At 66.5% G+C, this 21,452-nt stretch carries 20 protein-coding genes and 3 tRNA genes; 13 read left to right on the plus strand and 10 right to left on the minus strand.

The genetic code is table 11. From position 1 onward, the window contains the following. The first annotated feature begins 21 nt into the window (after nucleotides 1-21). The 5 genes from HPY83_06005 to HPY83_06025 all read left to right on the plus strand — a co-directional run bounded on the left by HPY83_06005 (nucleotide 22) and on the right by HPY83_06025 (nucleotide 5,228). A complete protein-coding gene (locus HPY83_06005) occupies nucleotides 22-1,179 on the plus strand; it encodes an ABC transporter permease (GenBank protein ID NPV07506.1) in 1,158 nt (385 codons plus the stop codon). A 115-nt stretch (nucleotides 1,180-1,294) separates the two neighbouring features. Further along, the gene (locus tag HPY83_06010; GenBank protein ID NPV07507.1) at nucleotides 1,295-2,554 is read left to right on the plus strand and encodes a hypothetical protein; all 1,260 of its coding nucleotides are present in this window, start codon (nucleotides 1,295-1,297) and stop codon (nucleotides 2,552-2,554) included. A 291-nt stretch (nucleotides 2,555-2,845) separates the two neighbouring features. Beyond that, nucleotides 2,846-3,739, plus strand: a complete 894-nt coding sequence (locus tag HPY83_06015; protein NPV07508.1) for a Gfo/Idh/MocA family oxidoreductase — start codon at nucleotides 2,846-2,848, stop codon at nucleotides 3,737-3,739. Between the two features lie 114 nt (nucleotides 3,740-3,853). Continuing rightward, nucleotides 3,854-3,929, plus strand: a tRNA-Phe gene (locus tag HPY83_06020). Nucleotides 3,930-4,007: 78 nt separating this feature from the next. Continuing rightward, nucleotides 4,008-5,228, plus strand: coding sequence for a right-handed parallel beta-helix repeat-containing protein (locus HPY83_06025; GenBank protein NPV07509.1), 1,221 nt, complete (start codon nucleotides 4,008-4,010; stop codon nucleotides 5,226-5,228). Nucleotides 5,229-5,283: 55 nt separating this feature from the next. Here the strand turns inward: HPY83_06025 and HPY83_06030 are convergent, their stop codons facing one another. From HPY83_06030 to HPY83_06045, 4 genes are all read right to left on the minus strand, one after another. Beyond that, complete coding sequence (locus tag HPY83_06030) at nucleotides 5,284-6,960, minus strand: cyclic nucleotide-binding domain-containing protein (GenBank protein NPV07510.1); 1,677 nt, start codon at nucleotides 6,958-6,960, stop codon at nucleotides 5,284-5,286. A 32-nt stretch (nucleotides 6,961-6,992) separates the two neighbouring features. After that, complete coding sequence (locus tag HPY83_06035; protein NPV07511.1) at nucleotides 6,993-7,796, minus strand: hypothetical protein; 804 nt, start codon at nucleotides 7,794-7,796, stop codon at nucleotides 6,993-6,995. A gap of 9 nt (nucleotides 7,797-7,805) precedes the next feature. Further along, complete coding sequence (locus HPY83_06040; protein ID NPV07512.1) at nucleotides 7,806-8,153, minus strand: hypothetical protein; 348 nt, start codon at nucleotides 8,151-8,153, stop codon at nucleotides 7,806-7,808. Between the two features lie 165 nt (nucleotides 8,154-8,318). Continuing rightward, nucleotides 8,319-8,403: transfer RNA gene (locus HPY83_06045), tRNA-Leu, on the minus strand. A gap of 67 nt (nucleotides 8,404-8,470) precedes the next feature. Between HPY83_06045 and HPY83_06050 the strand changes: the two genes are divergently transcribed. The 3 genes from HPY83_06050 to HPY83_06060 all read left to right on the plus strand — a co-directional run bounded on the left by HPY83_06050 (nucleotide 8,471) and on the right by HPY83_06060 (nucleotide 11,610). Then, the gene (locus HPY83_06050; protein NPV07513.1) at nucleotides 8,471-9,037 is read left to right on the plus strand and encodes a sigma-70 family RNA polymerase sigma factor; all 567 of its coding nucleotides are present in this window, start codon (nucleotides 8,471-8,473) and stop codon (nucleotides 9,035-9,037) included. Between the two features lie 6 nt (nucleotides 9,038-9,043). Next, nucleotides 9,044-10,126: a zf-HC2 domain-containing protein gene (locus HPY83_06055; GenBank protein ID NPV07514.1), complete on the plus strand. Its 1,083-nt coding sequence runs from the start codon at nucleotides 9,044-9,046 to the stop codon at nucleotides 10,124-10,126. Between the two features lie 146 nt (nucleotides 10,127-10,272). Further along, the gene (locus HPY83_06060; GenBank protein ID NPV07515.1) at nucleotides 10,273-11,610 is read left to right on the plus strand and encodes a DegT/DnrJ/EryC1/StrS family aminotransferase; all 1,338 of its coding nucleotides are present in this window, start codon (nucleotides 10,273-10,275) and stop codon (nucleotides 11,608-11,610) included. An 80-nt stretch (nucleotides 11,611-11,690) separates the two neighbouring features. Here the strand turns inward: HPY83_06060 and HPY83_06065 are convergent, their stop codons facing one another. The 3 genes from HPY83_06065 to HPY83_06075 form a co-directional block, all read right to left on the minus strand. Further along, nucleotides 11,691-12,902, minus strand: a complete 1,212-nt coding sequence (locus tag HPY83_06065; protein NPV07516.1) for an aminoacetone oxidase family FAD-binding enzyme — start codon at nucleotides 12,900-12,902, stop codon at nucleotides 11,691-11,693. A 13-nt stretch (nucleotides 12,903-12,915) separates the two neighbouring features. Continuing rightward, a complete protein-coding gene (locus HPY83_06070) occupies nucleotides 12,916-13,704 on the minus strand; it encodes an isoprenylcysteine carboxylmethyltransferase family protein (GenBank protein ID NPV07517.1) in 789 nt (262 codons plus the stop codon). Nucleotides 13,705-13,848: 144 nt separating this feature from the next. Then, nucleotides 13,849-13,922: transfer RNA gene (locus tag HPY83_06075), tRNA-Pro, on the minus strand. Between the two features lie 199 nt (nucleotides 13,923-14,121). Between HPY83_06075 and HPY83_06080 the strand changes: the two genes are divergently transcribed. The 3 genes from HPY83_06080 to HPY83_06090 are packed head-to-tail and all read left to right on the plus strand — an operon-like array spanning nucleotide 14,122 to nucleotide 15,535. Next, nucleotides 14,122-14,514: a hypothetical protein gene (locus HPY83_06080; protein NPV07518.1), complete on the plus strand. Its 393-nt coding sequence runs from the start codon at nucleotides 14,122-14,124 to the stop codon at nucleotides 14,512-14,514. Nucleotides 14,515-14,516: 2 nt separating this feature from the next. Further along, nucleotides 14,517-15,308, plus strand: a complete 792-nt coding sequence (locus tag HPY83_06085; GenBank protein NPV07519.1) for a class I SAM-dependent methyltransferase — start codon at nucleotides 14,517-14,519, stop codon at nucleotides 15,306-15,308. Further along, nucleotides 15,305-15,535 carry a hypothetical protein gene (locus tag HPY83_06090; protein ID NPV07520.1) on the plus strand — a complete coding sequence of 77 codons (231 nt, stop codon included), beginning with the start codon at nucleotides 15,305-15,307 and terminating at the stop codon, nucleotides 15,533-15,535. Before HPY83_06085 ends, HPY83_06090 begins: the two co-directional genes overlap by 4 nt. Before the next feature lie 59 nt (nucleotides 15,536-15,594). Here HPY83_06090 and HPY83_06095 read toward each other — a convergent pair whose 3' ends face one another. Next, nucleotides 15,595-16,689: a polysaccharide deacetylase family protein gene (locus tag HPY83_06095; GenBank protein ID NPV07521.1), complete on the minus strand. Its 1,095-nt coding sequence runs from the start codon at nucleotides 16,687-16,689 to the stop codon at nucleotides 15,595-15,597. Nucleotides 16,690-16,984: 295 nt separating this feature from the next. On the opposite strand from HPY83_06095, the gene HPY83_06100 reads away from it, so the two are divergent. Together HPY83_06100 and guaA are read left to right on the plus strand one after the other, a co-directional pair. After that, nucleotides 16,985-18,235 (plus strand): S8 family serine peptidase, encoded by a 1,251-nt coding sequence (locus HPY83_06100; protein NPV07522.1) that lies wholly within the window; start codon nucleotides 16,985-16,987, stop codon nucleotides 18,233-18,235. A 121-nt stretch (nucleotides 18,236-18,356) separates the two neighbouring features. Then, a complete protein-coding gene (guaA, locus tag HPY83_06105; protein ID NPV07523.1) occupies nucleotides 18,357-19,904 on the plus strand; it encodes a glutamine-hydrolyzing GMP synthase in 1,548 nt (515 codons plus the stop codon). A gap of 10 nt (nucleotides 19,905-19,914) precedes the next feature. On the opposite strand, the gene HPY83_06110 is transcribed toward guaA, so the two are convergent. Both HPY83_06110 and HPY83_06115 read right to left on the minus strand, forming a co-directional pair. Next, a complete protein-coding gene (locus HPY83_06110) occupies nucleotides 19,915-20,931 on the minus strand; it encodes a diacylglycerol kinase family lipid kinase (GenBank protein ID NPV07524.1) in 1,017 nt (338 codons plus the stop codon). Between the two features lie 26 nt (nucleotides 20,932-20,957). After that, on the minus strand, nucleotides 20,958-21,446 hold the full coding sequence (locus HPY83_06115; GenBank protein ID NPV07525.1) for a hypothetical protein: 489 nt from the start codon (nucleotides 21,444-21,446) through the stop codon (nucleotides 20,958-20,960). Nucleotides 21,447-21,452 lie beyond the last annotated feature (6 nt).

Here is a 21,452-nt window from a genome sequence, read left to right on the forward strand (position 1 = left end):
AACCTGGAGTGACGGGCCAATATGGCGGAAGATACCAAGACTACTCTTGAGCAGGTTCCAGAGAAGGAGCCGGAGGTAGCGCCCGAGGAGGCCGAGCGCCTGTTCGTGGCTTCGCAGTGGCAGCTGATGTGGTGGCGCTTTCGCCGTCACAAACTGGCGCTCGTCAGCGTCGTGGTGGTGGTCCTGCTTTACTTGATAGCCATCTTCGTCGAGTTCCTGGCCACCTACGACCCTTACCGTCACCAGACCCAGTGGGTCTTTGCCCCGCCGCAGGTCCCCCGGGTGGGAATGGTGGACGGGCGCCTGTCCGTCTACGTTCTCGGGCTCGACCTTGAGCGGGACCCGGTCACCCTGAGGCCGGTCTACACCGCCGACCCTGAACGCCGCTATCCGGTCAAGTTCTTCGTGGAGGGCCGCGAGTACAAGCTGCTGGGCCTGTTCCCCACCAACATCCATCTCTTCGGCCTGGAGCCGGGCAGCGACGGGACCTTCTACCTGCTGGGGACGGACCGCTTGGGCCGCGACATGTGGTCTCGGATCATGTACGGCACCCGTATCTCGACCTCTATCGGGCTGGTGGGGGTGTCCCTGAGCTTCATATTGGGCCTGATCCTCGGCGGCTTCTCCGGCCTCTACGGCGGCGTCTTCGACACCATCGTCCAACGTGTGATCGAGGTGCTGCGATCCATCCCCACTGTTCCCTTGTGGCTCGGGTTGAGCGCCGCCATCCCCAAAGACTGGCCCCAGGTCAGGGTCTACTTTGCCATCACCATCATCCTGTCCCTGGTCGGCTGGACCGGGCTGGCCCGCGTAGTGCGGGGGCGCTTCCTGTCCCTCAGGGAGGAGGACTTCGTCATGGCAGCCCGGGTCTCAGGTGCTGGGGACGGGCGCATCGTGTTCACTCACCTCATCCCCTCCATCCTCAGTCACATCATTGCTTCCATCACCATCAGCATCCCCGGCATGATACTGGCCGAGACGGGCCTCTCCTTCCTTGGCTTGGGGTTGAGGCCGCCGACTATCAGTTGGGGCGTCCTCCTTCAGGAGGCGCAGAATGTGCGCACGGTTGCGCTGGCCCCCTGGCTCATGATACCTGGCTTCTTCGTCATCATCACCGTGTTATGCTTCAACTTCATGGGCGACGGGCTGCGAGACGCAGCTGACCCCTACTCTCGCTAGACTCGCTTCCAGGCGCATCTCTGGAGGAGGGCACTGCCTGTAGTGCCCTCCCTTGATTCCCGTGGCGTTCCCGACCGGCCAGAGAGCGTCACGGCCATGACACCGGAGGCAAGCAGTGATAGCCCGCGATCGGACGCTGACGCTGTCCGCCTTGGCGGATCGTTTGATCGAGGCCTGCGCCGACCCTAGGTATGTCGAGCGCAAGGCGATGTGGACGAGGCATCAGCACCTGCAGAAGGTGGAGAAGGTGCCGGTCCACGTACACCTCCCCGTCAACGGTGGATACTCCACCGTATGGCAGGAGATCATCCCCGCCGAGGAGCTGACCTACTCGGAGGGGTTGGCCCGCAGCGTGGAGCTGCAACTCCGTCAGCGCCTCTACAAGCACGAGATGATCCCAGATGATGATGTGATCCTGCCCGTGATCAGCGTGTCCGCCGTGTTCCGGACGCCCGTGGACGAGATGTGGGGAGTGCCGCTGCGGCGCCGCGAGGCGGACATGAGCTATGCCGTCGGAGGCGCCTACAAGCCCGTTCCCATCATCGAGACCGAGGCCGACCTGTATCGGCTGAGCTATCCCCCGGTGGATATTGACTTCGACGAGACCCGGCGCCGGGTAGAGGAGGCCCAGGAACTGGTGGATGGCAAGCTCCCGGTCATCGTCTCTGCCAACCGCGTCGGGGCTAGCCCCTTCGAGGTGGTGGTGCGGCTCCGGGGGATGGATAGCCTGCTCTTCGACTTCGTGGACAACCCCAGCCTAGTGCACCGGCTCATGGACCTCGTCACCACCGGCATGGAGAAGTTCCTGCTGGAAGTGGACCGGATGAGACTCTTCGACGTACCGGCCTCCTGGCTTGGATGCCGGGTGCACTACGAGGAGCTCGGGCCTGAAGTCCTGCAGAGCTCGAGTGGGATAGACAAGGCCTGGGTGTACATCTCGGCGCAGAGCGCTGCTTCCATCTCTCCAGCCATGTTCGATGAGTTCCTGCAGCCCTACCACGAACGCCTCGCCCGCCTCTACACCCCCGGCCGCGTCTACTTCCACGGCTGCGAGGACCTGACCCACAAGTACAGGGTGGTCAAGAAGACGCCGGGCCTGCGCCGCTTCCACGTGTCACCTTGGTCAGACTTCGCTTCGCTGGGCCCCGAGATCGGCCGCGACTGCGTCATCGAGAAGCACGTACACCCGGCGGATAACATCCTCACCTTCACCGAGGAGCAGATGCGAGCCGAGCTGGAGGCGCTCATGCAGGTGGGCGCTGGCCTCATCATGGACGTCAACTTGAGCGACATCCATACCGTGGGCCACCGGCCCGAGCGCCTCGCCCTCTGGGCCCGAGTGGCCCAGGAGGTCACGCAGAAGTACGCCCGGTAGTGACGCGGAGAGGGGGAGAGGGGGAGACACGGAGACAGGGAGAGGGGGAGACAGGGCCGGGAGCGATGCCAGGGCACACAGGCGGTTGCCCGCCGGTTGTCCTTGATGCCCACTACCACAGGCTGTGCCTCTGCTCGAGCTTCGCCCTGTCCGCGCCTACCTCCCTGTCTCTCACCCCCTCTCCCCGTCTCCCTGTCTCCCCCTCTCCCTTGATGCCACTCACCATCTGCGCTAACCTGCGCCCAGTCTCTCCGCGGCGATGAGACTCATCTGCTCCTAGGAGTATCAGCAATGGTTCGCATCGGTATCGTCGGTTCCGACAACTCCCACGCCATCGCCTTCTCCAAGCTCTTCAACCTCTCTCCCCCCGGCAGCGAGGTTGCGCCCGAGGACTTCCGCGTGGTCGCCCTCTACGGGACGGACGCCGCCCGCAATCAGGAGGTGGCGGAGGCCGGCGCCATCGAGACCATCGTAGATAAGCCGGAAGACATGTTGGGAATGGTGGACGCGGTGATGGTGGTCTGGCGACATGGCGACTTGCATGCCCAGTACGCCCTGCCCTTCATCAACGCCGGCATCCCCACCTGGGTAGACAAGCCCTTCGCTATCAAAGTAGAAGACGCCAAAGCCATGATCGAGGCCGCAGAGCGGAGGAACACCCCCCTGAGCGGCGGCAGTACCCTCAAGCACTCGCTGGACATGATGGCCTTCCGGGCACGGCTGTCGGCGGAGGGCGGGCGCTCCATCAAGCCCATCGTCGCTGGCACCATCAACTACTACGCCGCCCTGGAGAACGAGTACGGTGGCATTTACTTCTACGGGTCGCACCTAGCCGAGATGACCATGGCCATCTTCGGCTACGATGCCCGCTCGGTGACCGCGGTGGAGCACAAGGGCAACGTGGCTGCCGTAGTCAAGTACGACGACTACCACGTGGTGATGAACTTCCTGGAGAAGGCTAAGAGCATTCCCTACGTGCTCGTCTTCGGCGAGAACGGCACCCTGGTGCACGAGCTGGACGGCACCACTGGCTACCAGATGGGCGTGGCCAACTTCGTCAAGATGGTGCAGAACAAGCGCGCGCCCTTCCCCCTGGACCACCTGCTTCAGCCTGTGGCGCTCCTGCAGGCGGTGGACGTCTCCATGCGCGAGAAGCGCGAGGTGGCCCTGAGCGAGCTCGTCTAGGGCCGAGCCGTCGCCCGCGGGCCATGGTGAATGCCCGCGGGCGATCCTCCGTCCGGCAATCATTTGACGCGCTGACTGCGCATTGCTAGAATGGGGTTGTCAGTGGCCCCACCTGCCGAGGTAGCTCAGTTGGTAGAGCACTTGACTGAAAATCAGGGGGTCCCCAGTTCAAGTCTGGGCCTCGGCACCACACAGACGGCCGACTCCGCGTCGGCCGTCTTGTCTTGCTACCTCGGGCGCGCCAACATGACCCTGTGAGGCACTACCCATGACCCAGCCCGTCACCCTCACCGTCGGCCCCCGGAGCGCCGACCTCTGCGGCTCCGATCACCGCGCCCTCCAGGCCGCCGTGGACTACGTCGCCGGCTTCGGCGGCGGCCTCGTCCGCGTCCTCCCCGGCACCTATCTCATGCGCGACTCCCTCCACCTGCGCTCCGGCGTCCGGGTGGAGGGCAGCGGCGAGGACACCATCCTCCTCAAGGATGCCTCCCGCACCTCCCCTCTCTACCTGGACGGCGACTACGGCGAGGAGCAGATCACCCTGGTGGACGCCACCGGCTTCGAGCCGGGCATTAGTGTCACGGTCACGGACGATCGCAGCGGCGGGTTCCATGTCACCGTTGCCCGCGTCACCGGCCGCGAGGGGAACACGCTCCTCATCGACAGACCCCTCCAGGCCGACTACCTGGTCTCGGCCGGGGCCGTGGCCCACACTACCTTCCCCGTCATCAGCGGCTACCATATCCGTGGCGCCTCGGTAGCCCACCTGACCGTGGACGGCAACCGGGAGGCCAACGTCCCTCTCACCGGCTGCCGCGGGGCGGGCATCTTCCTCTATCGGGCCCATGGGACGGTGATCGAGGGCTGCGCCGTCCGTCGCTACAACGGGGACGGCATTAGCTTCCAGCAGTCCAACGATGTAATCGTGCGCGACTGCGAGTGCGCCCACAATGCCGAGCTGGGCCTTCACCCGGGCAGCGGCTCCCAGCGGCCGGTCATCTCCGGCTGCCGCTCCCATCACAACGGGCGCATCGGCCTGTTCCTCTGCTGGCGCGTGCGCCACGGCAGGTTCACTGGCAACGTCCTTGAGGCCAACGGCCAGTACGGCATATCTATCGGCCACAAGGACACAGACAACCTCTTCGAAGACTGCACCGTGGTGGGCAACGGGCGACATGGCATCTACTTCCGCCCCGAATCCGAGCCCATGGCCGGCCACCGCAACACCTTCGTACGCTGCACCATCCTGGGAAACGGCCCCGAAGACGCAGGCGGAGGGGCCGGCGTGCGCGTGGAAGGCTTCACCCGAGGGATCGTCCTACGGGACTGCGTCATCGGCGATGATGGCAGCGGCAGGCAGCACTACGGAGTGAGCGTCGGGCCAGACGCGGAGCCGGTGGCCCTGGAGTCAGTCACCTTCCGAGGTAACCTAGTGGCCGAGATCCACCACGAGGGCAGCCAACGAACCTCGCGCGCGAACTCGGCCTAGAGCGCACAAGGGGGGCGGCTCTCGGCCGCCCCCCTTGTGCTGATGGCAGCCGGCATCACCAAGTGCGCTGGAAGATCACCTCGTAGCTGTAGTGGTAGAGGGAGTTGGCCACCGGGTTGCCCGTCTCCTCGCACTTCTGGTCCTCCCCGATGTCCACCGTGAGCGGCGGAGTGGTGTCGCTGGTGCCCTCGTTCACCCTCACCCAGTAGGTCCCCCGGTACATGTCGAATACGGCCCACCCAGGACCTAGCTCCGGCTTCCCCCCAGTCGTGATCACCGCCCCATCCGGCCCTCCCCAGTGCACGTGGAGCGGCACCCCGGGGATGCCGTTCCCGGCCGGGTCCAACACGTTGATGAAGATGTTGTGCATTCCGTGGTTCTCGCAAGGCGTGAGTTGCCGCCACGACACCAACCGGTAGTCCACGCCCGCTCTGGCCGGGACCGGAGTGTCCGTCGGAGCCGGAGCCGCCGCATCCTGGGACGCCGCCGGCGCCGCGGGCGGGGCCGGAGTGGACGTGGGGGGCACGGGCGTATCCGTAGGCACCGCAGTCTCAGTAGGCACCGGCGTCGCCGTGGGTGGCACGGGAGTGTCCGTCGGCACCGGGGTGCTGGTCGCCGCAGGCGTGGGCGAAGGGGCAAACGTCGGCGTGGAAGTGACGTCCTGGGCCAGCACCATCGGCGTCAGCGCCCTAGCCGTGGCCTGTAACTCCACGTAGCCAGCCCACCCTCCACCCACCGAGGCCATCACTCCCACCGACCGCAGCAGCCCCACAACCCCCGAGAGCAGAACCCAGAGCACCAGGAGGGCGGCCAGAGCCAGGCGCACCCGCCCCCCGACCGACAGCCTGGGGCCAGTGGACGCCGCTCCCGAACGGCCCCGGGCGCGAGCAGCCCGCTCCGGCACCGCCGCCTCGAGCACGGGCTCATCTACGCAGGCGCCCCCGAGCCCGACACTCTCCTCCACCGGCTCCGTCGCTTCCACAAGCTCTCGCAGGACGCTCAGCCCTTCCGCCTGCAGGCGGGCACAAGTGCCCGCCGGAAGGTACCAGGCCATTGTCGGCGCCACTGCCTTGGCCCCCTGGGAAGGCATCCCACCGGAAAGCAGGCTCCGGTCCACGTACAGGAAGCAGCCTTCGCGGATCGCCGGCCGATCCAGCTCGTCCCTGAGCTCGATCGAGCCCTGCTCGATGATGGCAAAGCCGGACTCGCTCCGCAGGGAGATATCCTCTCCCGGCTCTAGCCATGCCGGTTCCAGGTGGCCGGCCAGCCGGCGCAAGTCAGCACGGCTGACGCCCTCGAATTCCGCCATTCCTGCCAGCCAGTCGGCGAAACCTTCGGCTGCCACCTCGGAGCGAAAGCCCAGGGCCGAGTCTAGCGCGATGAGCGAGGCCGGGAACTGGCGCACCATCTCCTGGATGTTCGACACGCTCAGGGTCCAGGCGCGCACCTGCGTCACCGCCTCGGCCTGTACCGAGTACGTCTGGCCGCTCAGGGCGTCCGCCTCACCTACCACGCTTCCCGGCCCCAGGCGGGCCAACTCGTGACCACCGCTGCTGAGCAGCCGCACCCATCCCCGCGCCAGGATGAACACGCGATCCGCCTTCGACCCGGACTGCACTAGCGTGGCCCCGGGATCGAGCCTCACCTCTTCCAGGCGATCCTCGAGGAAGGCGCGGTCTCCCGGGTTAAAACCGCTGAACAGCGGCACGTTGCTGAGGCTGGGTCTCTCCACTTGGCGACCTCCGTTAGCTCACCGGGTGTGGCTTAGGTGGTGGGCGGAGTGGCCTCACCGCTCAGGCGGGTGAGGTCAATTAGCCAGACGGCCCACTCATCCCCACCACAGCCGGCCGCGGCCACCGACAGCTCCACTGCGCGACTCACCGCCTCCCCCCCAGCTCCCACAGCGTACAGCCGGTAGACCGCGCCCGGACTCAAGCGGAAGTCGGCGTAGCCCGGTTGCCCAGGCTCCTTTAGGCCCGTAACGGCCACCTGCGAACCCCTCTGCCACTCCAGGCGGATTCTCTGCCCGGCCACGCCCTCGCCCTGAGGCCCGAACACCCGTACCTGAACTGCGTCCTCCCGCGCTGACCTGTCGCAGGCGGACTGAAGCCGCGTGACAACGTAGAACGGCTGACCAGCGCCAGAACGTGGGGTAGCCTCGGAGACCGAAGGGACAGCCGTGTCCTCTGCTTGCACCTGCGATAGGGCCTCCAGAGTCGCGGCGTATACTAGCAGATCGGGCCGCTGCCGGCCAAACACCGAGGCCAGGCTTACCAGAGCCCGGCCCGTCGTCCGATCCCCGGCCGCCATGGCCTGCGCCGCTGCTTCCTCCGCCATCGTGGCAATCGCCAGATCGTCCAGCTCGGGAAACGCACACCGCGCCTCCTCCCGGGTGGTCGGACGGGCCAACGCCACGCACCCCAGATACTCCCATAGGTATGGCGGAGACATCTCCCCAAGGTCGCAGCCGCCCGGGCCTATCTGCCAGGCCCATCCCAGCAGCAGCCCCGCGGCAAGCCCCGCAGCCAGGTAGGCAACCGCGAGCACGCTGAACAGCCTGCGACTCATGGGGATCGATCACTCCTCACATCTGATCCCCAACGCCCGAGCCAGCTCCGCCCCGGCGGTTGCCTGATCTGGCCGGCAGGTAGGACAGCGTCCGGTCGCCAGGGCGCAGAGCGTGTCGGGCAGCTCCTCGCCGAGCAGGACCACGCGACCTCTGGCGCGATTGAGGTCTTGGTCCTTGACGTAAGCATCGGCAGACCAGGCTATCCAGAGGCATCGAGAGCGCTGGCTGAGCTCGTGGGGTAGAGCGTAGCTGCAGGTAGCGGGCCAGGCCTCAAGCGACAAGAAGACACCCAGACCCACCCCTCCCAGGAGCACCAGAGTCAAAGCCACGGTCTGGAGGACAGCACGAAGGGACATCTACAAGCACCGGCCGGAGGTGGATCGTCATCCGGCGCCAAGTTTGACAGAAGACAGGCCACCCGGCAAACTGATGCCGACGGGTCCCTGCGCCACCAGCCAGCCCAAACGACAACGGGTCCTGCGCGATAGCTGATCAGGACCCGGTACCAGTTGCCGCCGATATGCCGAAGGTGGGATTCGAACCCACATGGGGTATGATCCCCAACGGTTTTTGAGACCGCCGCGTCTGCCATTCCGCCACTTCGGCCGACCTCATTCGATCAAGTATAGTGAGCGTGTCTATCCCGGTCAAATCAACTTCGTCTGATCCTGACCTGGCCTCGCTGGCACAGCAGGGCGACCTGGCGGCCTTCAACGTCCTGGTTCAGAGGTACCAGTCTCTGGCCTACAACGTCACCTACCGCATCACTGGCGACGCCGACCTGGCCAGTGACGCTACCCAGGAAGCTCTCATCTTGGCATATCGCAAGATCGGGCAGTTCCGTGGCGGCTCCTTCCGGGCCTGGCTGGCCCGCATCGCCACCAACTGCGCTTACGATCAGCTGCGCTCCCGTCAGCGCCACCGCGCCTCCTCCATCGAGGACCTGGTCGAGGAACACGATAGGGTGGCAGAGCTGGTGGACGACCGGGTCTCGCCCGAGGATGCTGCCCTGGGCGCCGAGCTCTCGCGCGCCATCGCCGCTGCTGTCCTCAAGCTTCCTCCGGACCAGAGGTCGGTGATCGTCCTGGTGGACTTCAACCAGTTCAACTACGACGAGGCGGCGGACGCCCTGGGCCTATCCCTCGGCACTGTCAAGTCTCGCCTCAGCCGCGCCCGAGGTAGGGTGCGCGAGATGCTGCTCGAGCACCCGGAACTACTCCCTGCCGGACTACGTCCTTAGGTTGTGATGGCTAATACCCGACGCTTCCCTACGCCAGACGCCCAGCACGTAAGTCACCTGCTCTCTTCGTACCTGGACGGCCAGGTGGAGGAGGGCGAACGAGTGCTGGTCGAGCGACACTTGGCCACGTGCCCAGTCTGCCGCCTCGAGCTCGAGCAGCTGCAGCTGATCGTGAATACCATGCGGGCTACTCCCCTCGCTGAACCGACACGCTCATTCGCCCTGACTCCTGACATGGTTAGGCGCCGTTCCTGGCTCAGCCTCTGGACCAGGTATTCCCCGGCCGTGGCCGCCATCGCCGCCATGCTGCTCGTCGCCCTCCTGTCCGTGGACTTGCTCCTGGTGCAAGGCTTTCGCGGCGCTCCGGTCCCGAAAGCGTCCACCGCCGGGGCGGTGGCGCTCCCCCAGCTCGCTCCGTCCGAGCCCGTCACCGTCCTGGAGGCTGAGCCCGCCGACCGGCTGCGACCGGAGGCCACCGCCGTGCCCGCACCTCCCCTGCCGCCTGAGCCCACCGTGGCCGCAGCCGCGGCTGAGCTGCCCGCCGAGCCCGCCCCCGAGTCGGCACCGCTGGCCGCCTCGGAGTCTCCTGTCGAGGAGGCTGCGCCGTATTCCAGCGCCGAGGCCGAGGTAGCCGGTCTGGCGGCGGCCCCGCTTCCTGCAGGCTCTCCGGCCCTGACCAACACCTACGAGCCAAGCAAGCGCGGGCTCGGCGGGCCACCTCCAGAGGCCACGGCCACGCCTGCTGCCGCCTTCGGGCTGGCGGTGCCCCCTACCCCCGAGGACCTCGCCGCCGCGGCCGAGCCCCTGGCAGCCGAAGGCGCGCCGGAGGACGTCACCGCGCAACCGAGGCACGAGGCCCCGCAGATAGCGGTGGAGGAAAGGCAAGACACCCAGCCGGCGGACAGCGCAGCCGAAGCTCACGAGCAAGGGATGGCGGAGGGCGCCCCCGAGGCGCAGGTGCGCACCGAAGGCCGGCCCCTGGAGCGGACCCTCCGCATTGCCGAGGTCGGCCTGGCGGCCATCCTGGCCGTCTCCCTGGCGACCTGGGCGTTAGCGATCGGCCTCCGCCGGCGATCTGCCCACGTCTAGCTAAGGGCCCCGGATGCCCAGCATCCGGGCGTCTTGCTTCGCAGCTCGACTTGCACCATGATGTGTCCTGCCATCTGGGTCCAAGCCCCGGGTGGCGCCCAACGACAGACCCGACTAAGCGGGGAGAGCAGAGGAGGCAGAGGTCAATGGCAAGCCAGCTGGCGTTATTGGGTGGTCCCAAGTCGGTCAAGAGCGACCCAGGGGACATGTTCACCTGGCCCATCGTCACTCCGGACATAGAGGAGGCAGTCCTAGAGGTGCTCCGCCGAGGTGCTATGTCCGGGTGGGACGTCACCAAGCAGCTTGAGCAGGAGTTCGCCGCCTGGCACGGCATGGAGTTCTGTCTCGGGCACAACACCGGCACCCAGGCGATACAGGCCGCTATGTACGGCGTGGGCGTAGGCAAGGGCGACGAGATCATCTGCCCCAGCGTGACCTACTGGGCCTCCTGTCTCCAGGTGTACAGCCTGGGCGGCACCGTCGTCTTTGCCGATGTAGACCCCGACACCGTCAACATAGATCCCAACGACATCGAGCACCGCATCACCGAGCGCACCAAAGCCATCGTGGCCGTGCATTACACCGGCTATCCCGCCGACATGGACCCCATCATGGACATCGCTCGCCGCCACAACCTCAAGGTGATCGAGGACTGCTCGCATGCCCACGGCGCCCTCTACAAGGGCCGTATGGTGGGCACCATTGGAGACGTGGGTGGGTTCTCGATCATGTCCGGCAAGTCCTTCGCCGCCGGAGAGGGCGGGCTGCTTCTCACCAACGACCGCGAGATCTACGAGCGCGCCCTCGTGTTCGGCCACTACGCCCGTCACAGCGAGCTCACCCTGCCCCAGTATGTGGCCGGCGCGGGGCTGCCTTGGGGCGGATACAAGAACCGCATGAACCAGCTCACCTCAGCCATGGCTAGGGTGCAGCTCAAGAAGTACCCGGCCGAGATGGAAGACATTGATCGTGCCATGAACTTCTTCTGGGACGAGATCGGCGACCAGCCGGGCATTCGCTCGCACCGCCCTGCCAAAGGTAGCAACTGCACCAAAGGCGGATGGTATGCCCCCCACGGGCTCTACCGCCCCGAGGAGCTGGGTGGGCTGTCGGTTCACCGATTCTGCGAGGCTCTGCGCGCCGAAGGGGTGCCCACCTCGCCCGGCTGCAACAAAGCCCTGCACACCCATCCACTGTTCAACACCATTGACGTCTACCATGCTGGCCGGCCCACTCGCGTGGCCAACCTGCCTGAGGGAGTGGAGATCGCTCAGCCTGCCGGAAGCTTGCCGGTCTCGGAGGGTATCCAGGAGCGCATCTACAGCATCCCCTGGTTCAAACACTATCGCCCGGACATCATCTCCGAGTATTCCGCCGCCTTCCGCAAGGTGATCGAGCACTACGAAGAGCTCCTGCCCGGTGATCCTGGCAACCCCGAGGACGCCGGCGGCTGGGGCCTCACCCGGCGAATCGCGGCCAGGTAGCCCGCGCCACTCGCATCCACAGACGGGCGGGCCCCCGCTCCCTCTGATGCGGCGGCCCGCCCACTGTCTCGCTCTGCCCCTTACCCGGCCGCAGCCCTTCCCGCCAGTGCCCCGCTGGTGAAGGCGAACTGAAGGTTGAACCCGCCACACGGCCCGACGACGTCCATCACTTCGCCGGCCAGATGCAACCCACGTGCTTTCCTTGACTCCATCGTATCGGCGTCAACCTCGGTCACCGGCACCCCACCCGCTGAGAGCTGGGCCTGGTCGAACCCCCTGGTTCCGGTGACTCTCACCCGCAGGTCACGTAGGTGTCCCAGCACGCGTGCCAGTGCCTCTCCGTCCACCTCGGTCAGGCGAGCCTCCCGCGGCACTCCCGCCAGTTCCATGATCACTGGGGGCACCTTGGGCGGCACCACCGACCCGAGCAGTACCCGTAACGGCACTGGCCGCCCCTGCTGCTCGTGAAGCAACTGCATCAGCTCATGCCGGTGCGTCGGCACCAGGTCTATGGAAGCCTCCAGCCCCTTCCTGCCGTCGCTACCCACGAGATAGCTCAGGTTCATGGGGGCGGGACCGCTGAGGCCGGACTGAGTGAACATGAGGTTCCCGAACTCCTCACCCAAGACCTCGTCCCCCGCCAGCAGTCGCACGCGCACGTCTAGTCGAACGCCCTGGAGCTTGTGCAGGTGACGCACGTCCCCCACCAGGGGCACCAGGGCCGGCCGCAGGGGTATCACCGTGTGGCCCAGCCCTTCCAGCACCGGGAACATGCTCCCCTTGGACCCCAACGCCGGGGCGGCCATTCCCCCTGTGGCCACCACCACGCGGTCCACCGGGATCTTGCTGGAGCCGCCTCCCGCCCACAGCTCCCAGCCGGCCCCTCGCGGACGGAGGTCGTCTACCTTGGTAAGCAGCCGAACCTCGACGCCAGCCGCATCCAGGGCCGTCGCCAGAGCCTCCACTACCGTTGCCGCCGAGCCCGAGACGGGGTAGTACCAGCCGTCGTGGGTGGCGTAGGTGAGCACGCCCACTCTCCTCAGGTAGGTCAGCAGATCGTCGCGCCCGAACGCGGACAGCGCCCGCTCGAGGAAGGAGCGGTCAGCGCAGTGATAGGCGTCCACCCCGACTGCGGCGTTAGTGAGGTTGCCCCGCCCGTTGCCGGTGACCGCCAGTTTGCGGCCCACGGTGCGGTTGCTGTCGAAGAGGATCACCCGGGCCCCTCGCTCCGCTGCCTGCAGCGCCGCCATTATGCCGCTGGGCCCGGCACCTACGATGCCAACCGTGCTCACGAAGTGCGTCTCCCTACCAGGGTGTGGGACTCCCGCGAGGAGCCGGAGTGCAGGGTCGCCACACGCCCGGAAGAAGCCGGTAATGGGTCCGCCGGGCGTACTCGGCATACCCCGGTAGCTCGCCCATCAGAGTCGTGTCCTCCAGGGCAGTGCGCCGAACGTACAGCGCCGTGGCCATACCCGCTGGCATCAGCGCCCACACGGATCCCAGCAACAGAGGGATGCCCAGGAACGAGAGGATACCTCCCGCGTACCCCGGGTGTCGTACGTAACGGTAGGGACCTCCCGTGGCCACGGTGTGCCCCCGCTCCCCTTGAATGCGCACCCCTTCGGCGAAGAAGGCGTTGGATGCCATCGCCCAGAGAAACAGGCCGTAGCCCAGCGCCGCCAGAGCCAGACCGCCGACGTGATAGAGAGTCGGCATCGGCCCCGTCCATCCGAAGCGGGTGTCCAGCCCCGCCACCGCCCACGACAGCAGCATGGAGCCTCCGGCCAGGGCGACCAACCGCCTGTCCCAGGCTGCCACCCGAGGATCGCGCAAGCCTCTCTGCCGCTCTGCCAGCAGGCCTGGGTTGATGCGCAAGAGGATCAGCGGATGGGCGGCCAACACCAGGCCAAACAGGGCCAGAGCTACCCACCCCCAGAACCAGTCCAGCCGCCCCGCGGACAGAAAGAGAATGAAGCCATACCCTACCAGGCCAGCGGCGGCCTCGATAAGCCACCTGGCGATGGCCCGTCGCTCCTCCGGAGACGCTCCCCAACCCACGCCGTGGCTCTCCCCGTCGCTGTCGACCTTCAGCACCCTATCATACCCGTTCGCCGCGCCCGTACAAGGCATAGGCACCGATTCGGACCTCTCGGTAGGGAGGGCGGGCCCGACCCCTGACGCTAGAAAGCCCCGCGAGCGCTGCCCGCGAGGCTGCTGTGGCCATGCTGTGCTGCTGAGTCGGGGCGAGAGGATTTGAACCTCCGACCTCACGGACCCGAACCGTGCGCGCTACCGAGCTGCGCTACGCCCCGTACCACTTCATTATATCTCCGACCGCCAGCGTAGCCAAAACGGATCGTGCGCAAGCGGAACCCAGGCCGCATCGACCCTGGGGAGCGCATCTTGCTCGCCCCGGCGCCGGGCTCGCCTTCACCCCGACGCCTCTCCGCTGGTGGTCTCGCCTATCCTAGAATGGTATACTCCCTATCAAGGCAGATGCTGGAGGGCTCCTTGAGCACAACCCTGGTCGAGATCGTGCGTGCGGCCGCGAGAGAGGGGGCACGCCTCACCTGTAGCAGCGCCATGACGCTAGCAACGGAAGCGGGCGCGTCCCCCGAGGAAGTGGGACAAGCTGCCAATGAAGCTGGCGTGAAACTGACCCGCTGTCAGCTGGGTCTCTTCGGTTACGGGCGGTCCCACACGCCTGACGACAAGCGGCTGCAGCCTGCTGGTGCTTTGCCACAAGCGCTTCTCGACAGGCTGGCCAGTGAGGAGACGGGAGAGATCACCTGTGCTGAGGCCTGGGCTCTCGCGGACGGGTTCGGCGTCACCCGTCTTCTGGTGGGGCAAACAGCGGAATGCGTGGGCCTCCGCGTTCGCTCCTGTCAGTTGGGGTGCTTCTAGCCATGGCTGGTGCCCCGGCACCCACACCCGTCCCGATAGTGACTGCCGAGGATGGGCACTGGTGGTTCCACTCTCGCACCCAGGCTCTCATCGCCATCCTGGATCCGCTGGTCCGGGGCAAGGGCCGGGTGCTCGATGTCGGCAGCGGTGCTGGCAACATGGTCCATCACCTGGCGCGCTACGGCAGTGTGATTGGCGTAGACAATGCCTGGGCACCACTGACCGTGGCCTGGCAGCGAGGATACCGCTCTCTGCCGGCCGAGGCTACGGCCCTTCCCTTCGCTCCGGAGAGCTTCGACCTAGTGGCCCTCCTGGACGTGATCGAGCACTCACCGGATGATAGGGGCATGGTCGCGGAGGCGTACCGGGTGTGTCGTCCTGGTGGTCTGGTAGTGGTGACCACTCCGGCCCACGGGTGGCTCTGGAGCCACAACGACGTGATCAACCACCACTACCGCCGCTACACGGCGTCGGGTCTCAGGGAGATCTTGGAGAGCACTGGCTTTGCCATCCGCCGGCTTTCCTACACTTACTTCCTGGTCTTCCCGGCAGCGGCGGGCCTGATACTGGCCCGCCGGGCCCTGGGCGCCAAACCCGATCTCACCACTCCCGATGACGGCGCCTACCAGGTAGAGATGGAACCTACGCCGGAGCCGTTCAACTCCATCCTGACCACCGTGGGGAGCTGGGAAGCCCAGCTGCTGCGTCGTATGGACTTGCCCCTGGGCACGGCCCTGCTGGCCGTGGCCGAGCGACGAGCCGGATCAAGTGGTGTTACTGGAGGTGACTTGTGAGCGAGAGCAAGAAGGACTTCGACTTCAGCGAATGGCTGGCTCAAGGCATCGAGGGCCTGGTCGGCACCCGCCCTCGAGTGACGCCGCCGCTTCCTGAGGAATTCCGCAGCCACACCCGGGCCGCCTTCCGGGAGATGCTCTTGGCCTATCGCAGCCTCCTCGATGCCGCCATCGAGAAGACGGAGAAGCCGCCGGAGCAGCCCACTACCAGGATCAAGATAGACTGACACGTCCGGCCTCCGGGCTGGAGTCCTGCCCGACCAGCCGACGCACCTGCCGCCAACCCTCATCGGTCCAGGCAGGCCTCCAGCTTGGATGCCAGCCCTTTCACCCCATCCTGTGGCTGGACGCGGATGCGGCTGAGGGTCCAGAGCGTCGCCTCAGAGTGCCGGCACCCTGACTCGATCGTCACCGCTCCCCAGAACCCGGCCGAGCGCACCACCCGCACCACGTTCTCGTCGTAAGCGCCGCTCGGGTAGGCCAGGAAACGGACCGGCTCCTCGATGCGCTCCTCGATGGCTTCCTTACTCCCCACTATCTGCCAGACCAGATAGTCGGTGGACTGCCCGCGCAGGTCCGGGTGGGTGTAGGAGTGTGCCCCCATCTCTATGCCGGCCGAGTGCATCTCACGAACCTGGTCCCAGGTCACGAACTCGTGCGAGCCCTCGTCAATCGGTGCCGTCACCAGGAACAGGGTGGCCACGAACCCGTATTCCTTCAACACGGGAAAGGCGACATCGTAGGCATCTCGGTAGCCGTCGTCCAGCGTTATGATCACCGGCCGCTCCGGAAGCGGCGCGCCCACGGCCAGGTGCTGCACGAGGGCGGCCAGGGTCACCGGTTCGTACCCCGAGTCCCTGAGATAGGCCATCTGAGCTCGAAAGTTGCTCTCCGAGACGGTGAGCCCCCGGCGGATTGAGTCTGCACCGGCCGGCACATCGCCGACGTGGTGGTACATCAGGATGGGCAGGTCCACGGTCCGCACCACCCCGTCCGGCGTCGGACCCACCGCCACGGTTGGCGGCACAGTCGTCGGCCCGATGGCGAGAAGCTGCGGAAGGGGGCTGCGACCGGCCCGGAAGATGACTGGAAGGTGGAGCTGCCGTCGCTGCCCTTCCCCGGGGCAGAGGGCGACGCCCGCTCCTCGCCGGCTCGTCGCCCTCGACGCCAGCATGCAGCGGCCGGAGACAGGAGCCCGCACCACCCCGCTGTAGCCGCTCACCTCCAGCGCCGGCGCTCTGCTCACCGGCGCCACGGCCGGCCGGCCGTACACCGCCGCTCCTGCCACGGGCAAGGGCGCGGACAGTACAGCGACGATGGTCAGCAAGGCAAACAGCCAGGGCCGTCCTCGACGCCACCAGGTGCCCCGGCTGTGACTCATACGGGTCATCATGGCGCCCAGAGGTTATGCCACCGGAGTGGCCGGCGCAACCTGGCCCACCGTCAACGTGGGATCCGTGTGCCTCTCCTCCAGGAATGGACCACTCCGGTCTATCCTCGCCTTCTTGGCGCCTGGTACGGTTCTCGCATGCGTCCCTGAAGTACATTCCGGGCGCCTCGTGCGGCCCGGCTCCTGGATCAGCATGAATCGCCACACCGATCTGGCCAACTCACCGAAGCTGTGCCGCGACCTCCGCGCGCGCCTGGTCTCTGCCTCGGACGAGGCCGCCGTTCCCGTGATCGTCAGGTACCATCCAGGCGCTCCGCCCAAGCTGCCCAAAGGCACCGACTTTCGCCTCAAGCGGACCTTCGCGACAATCCCCGCCCTGGCTGCCCGCCTCCCAGCGGAGGGCGTAGCCGCCCTGGTGAACGACGAGGCGGTCGAGCGAGTCTGGCTCGATTTCCGCGTTCATGCCCTTCTGGACCGCAGCGTCGGTCCTGTGCGCGCCGACGTCGCCTGGGAGGCAGGGCTGACAGGAGAGGGGGTCAGAGTCGCCATCCTCGACACTGGTATAGACCCCGATCACCCCGACTTTGGCGACCGCGTGCTGGCAGCGGTGTCCTACCCTCAGACCGGAGGCGAACCCAAACCCTGGTCTCGGCGGCGTCGCCTGTCCCTCTCCACCACAGACGCCAACGGACATGGGACTCATGTCGCCGGCATCGCCGCCGGCAGCGGCGCCGCCAGCCAGGGGCGATTCCGCGGTATCGCCCCCGAGGCGGGGCTTCTGGTGGCCAAGGTGCTGGCCGACGATGGGTCGGGGGATGCCAGCGACGTCATCGCCGGGCTGGAGTGGGCCCTAGAAAACGGCGCTCAGGTGGCCTGTCTGTCACTGGGGGGCTCACAGGCCGGCGACGGCACCGACGCCCTCTCCGTGATGTGCGATGAGCTGGCAGAACAAGGGCTGATCATCTGCGTGGCAGCGGGGAACGCGGGACCCAGACCCTACACCATCGGCCCTCCCGGGTGCGCGCGGGAGGTGATCACGGTGGGCGCAGCCGATATCACCCACGCCCACGAAGGAACCGCCGGAGTTGCGCCCTTCTCCTCTCGAGGGCCCACTACGGATCGTAGGGCGAAGCCCGACATTCTCTTCCCCGGGGTGGGCATCGCCTCCTGCCGCTCTGCTGCGGGCACCATGGGCGATCCCGTCCCCGGTTTCGAGGAGTACTACGTGCGCTCGTCGGGCAGCAGCATGGCTGCCCCTTTCGCTGCCGGAGCCTCAGCTCTCATACTCCAGGCTCGCCCCGAAGCCACCCCACGGCAGGTGAAGGAGATGCTCTGTGCCGGTGCCCGCGACCTGGGCCTGGACGCCAACGCTCAGGGAAGTGGGCTGGGCGACATCGCCCATAGCCTGGAGGTCCTGCCGCCCGAAGAGCTCCTGGGCCCCGCCCCGGTGCCCGCCCGTTCCGGCTGCCTGCTGGCGGGCTGGCCCGCGCTTGTGGGCCGGCTCTCCGACCTGAGGCTGGCCCGCGCGGGCAGCTAATGCCGCCCGGACCTCATGCTCCGCCGTTGGCGAGACTGTCACTGGGCGCACTAGCCCCTGCCTGCGTAACCGGCTATCATGGGGTAGGCCCTTGGCACAGGAGGAACGCAGGTTGCAGTCCGTGAGCGCAAAGAGTCATCCCGTCGTGGTCCTGGATTTCGGCTCCCAGTACAGCCAGTTGATCGTCCGGCGTATACGTGAGCAGAAGGTCTATAGCCTGCTTGTGCCCTATACCGCCGCTGAGGACGAAGTGATGGGCCTCAACCCGGCCGCTTTCATCCTGTCGGGCGGGCCGGCCAGCGTCTACGACCAGGATGCCCCCTCCCTCCCGCCCTACGTGCTGGCCAGCGGCAAGCCAGTGCTCGGCATCTGTTACGGCATGCACCTCATCGCGACCGTCGCCGGCGGCCGAGTCTTGCCGGCGGACCGACGGGAGTATGGGCCAGCCACCGTCCGGCTTGAGAAGTCCTCGCCGCTGACGGCAGACCTCCCTTCCGAGCTGGACGTGTGGATGAGCCACGGGGATCAAGTGGAGGCTCTTCCTCCCCACTTCCAGGCGCTCGGCAGCAGCAGCAACTGCCCCATTGCCGCCATGGGCAACGATCGCCTTCGCCTGTATGGCCTTCAGTTCCATCCCGAGGTAGCTCACACCCCTCTGGGCAGCCGCATACTAGCAGACTTCCTCTTCCGAGTCTGCAACCTAGAGCCCAACTGGACGGTGGAATCCATCATCGAGGAGGCGGTGCAGGACATCCGCGGCCGCGTCGGAGGAGAGAAGGTGGTCTGCGCCCTGAGCGGCGGTGTAGATTCGTCCGTCACCGCCGCCATCCTCTATCGCGCCATCGGGGACCAGCTGACCTGCATCTTCGTGGATACCGGACTGATGCGTAAGGGCGAAGCAGCGCAGGTGGTGGAGACGTTCGGGCGGCGGTTCGGTGTCAACCTAATTGCCCTGGACGAAAGCAGGACCTTCTTCGCCCGGCTGCGAGGCGTGGAAGACCCTGAAGTCAAGCGCAGGATCATCGGAGAAACCTTCATCCGAGTGTTCGAGCGCGAGGCCCGAGCATTAGGGGACGTGCGGTTCCTCGGTCAGGGGACTCTCTACCCCGACGTCATCGAGAGCCAGGGACCGGATCGAGCTGTGGCCGCCCGCATCAAGACTCACCACAACGTGGGCGGTCTGCCCGAAGACATGAAGCTGGAGCTGGTCGAGCCGCTCCGCTACCTCTTCAAGGACGAGGTGCGCCAGGTAGGCCTAGAGCTGGGCCTTCCCGATGAGATCGTCTGGAGGCACCCGTTCCCCGGGCCGGGCTTGGCCGTAAGGGTGATCGGAGAAGTCACGCCGGAGCGAGTGGCCCTTTTGCAGGAGGCCGACGCCATCTTCGTCGAGGAGATCAGGGCAGCAGGCCTTTACCGCGAGACGTCCCAGGCGTTCACCGTCCTCCTTCCCGAGTGCTCCGTAGGAGTGATGGGCGACCACCGCACCTACGGCAATGTCGTTGCTCTGCGGGCCGTGACCACGCAGGACTTCATGACGGCGGACTGGGCTCGGTTGCCTTACGACTTGCTGGCGCGCCTATCCACCCGCATCGTGAACGAGGTACCTGGCATCAACCGGGTGGTCTACGACATCACCAGTAAGCCACCTGCCACCATCGAATGGGAGTAGCCGCCCACCTTCACTCTAGGCCAGGCGACAACGGTGGGTAGCAGAAGAGCTCTGTCGCCGCTCCCGGCGGTACCAACACCTTCAGGCATCTGGGCCTCACGGTTATGTCTATCGGAGTGGTGCCGCACGCCTCGCTGTCCGCGTGCACTGCCTGCGACGGCATTGAGGCCACGCTCAGCCGGTCCACCTGGGCCACCTCGACTAGAGGCTCCTGGCGGTGGCGCCCGGCGAGCACAGCGGTGACGTGCCTCACAGTTGTGCCCACACCCTCGCCCTTGAACACCGATACGTCCAGGAGTCCGTCATCCAGGCGCGCCTCGGGAGCCAAGCGGAGGACCCCGCCGTACAGCTGGGCGTTGGCCGCCAGCACCATCAGCACCTCGTCTTCCAGCTGCCGGTCGCCCAGAGACACCAGCATGCGGGCAGCACTGTACTCCATCGCCACGGACACGGTAGAGGCCAGATAGGCGAAGACCCCGTAGCGGCGCTTGTCCTCCGGCACTACCTGCTCCGTGACTCGAGCGTCAAACCCGACGCCACACCACATTACGAAGTAGCGCCCGTCCACCACACCCAAGTCGACCGCCCGCACCTCGGAGCGCAGAAGCACGGCGAAAGCGTCGGCAAGCCAGGAGGGAACGTTGGTGGGGCGATGCCAGCCGAGCTCCTCCAGGTCAAACAGCACCCGGTCAACCACCTTGCGCGGGTGCCACGGGGGAAGGCTGGGAATCCCCAACTGCAGAGCCCAGACGTTGGTGGTCCCGGTGGGGATCACGCCCATGGTCGTGCTTGAGCCAGCCAGGCCGTTCGCCACCTCGCTCACTGTGCCGTCGCCGCCCACCGCCACCACCAGCTGGTGCCCGGCAACCACCGCAGCCCGCGCTATCTCGGTCGCGTGTCGAGGGAACTGGGTCGAGACCAGGTCCGCCGACCACCCGTACCGGTCCAGGCTCCGCACACACTGCTCCAGCTCTCGCGTCACGCTGCCCTGGCCGGAGGCAGGGTTATAGACGAAGAGGGCTCTCAATGATAGGGGTCCTCAGTCGGCCGCGGTCACCGACCTCGAGGTTCGCGCTCGTCGGCTTCGATCCGCTTGATGGCCTGATAGTTCACCATCAGCATGCGAACGTTGATGGTGCTCACTATGGCCATGAGCGCGGTCAAGATGTTGGCCACTCCAAAGGCAAACAGCATCAAGAGAAGCCCAAACCCGAGCACCACGTTGACCTTGTTCCAGGTCCCGGGCGAGAAGAACGCTGCCCACCCACCGCTTCGCTCCTCCTCATCCGGTGGAGCCAGCTCGCGGTAGCGCCCCGTGTTGCCGTACTTCCGCCGCAGACGGATGCGCTCCCACTGCAGCTTCTGCTTGGGCACCACGAACACCTGAGCGATAGCCAGCCCCAGGATGATACCGAACACCAGCCCCACGACGTTCTCGAAGAGGCCGAAGAACTCCGAAGTGAGCCCAAACGTCACCCACAGCGTAGCTACCACCGATACCAGTGCCAGGACATACGGCGCCTTAGGTCCCTTGAGCGTCACCACTCC

This window comes from Anaerolineae bacterium (assembly GCA_013178015.1).
Lineage (GTDB): Bacteria > Chloroflexota > Anaerolineae > DRVO01 > DRVO01 > Ch71.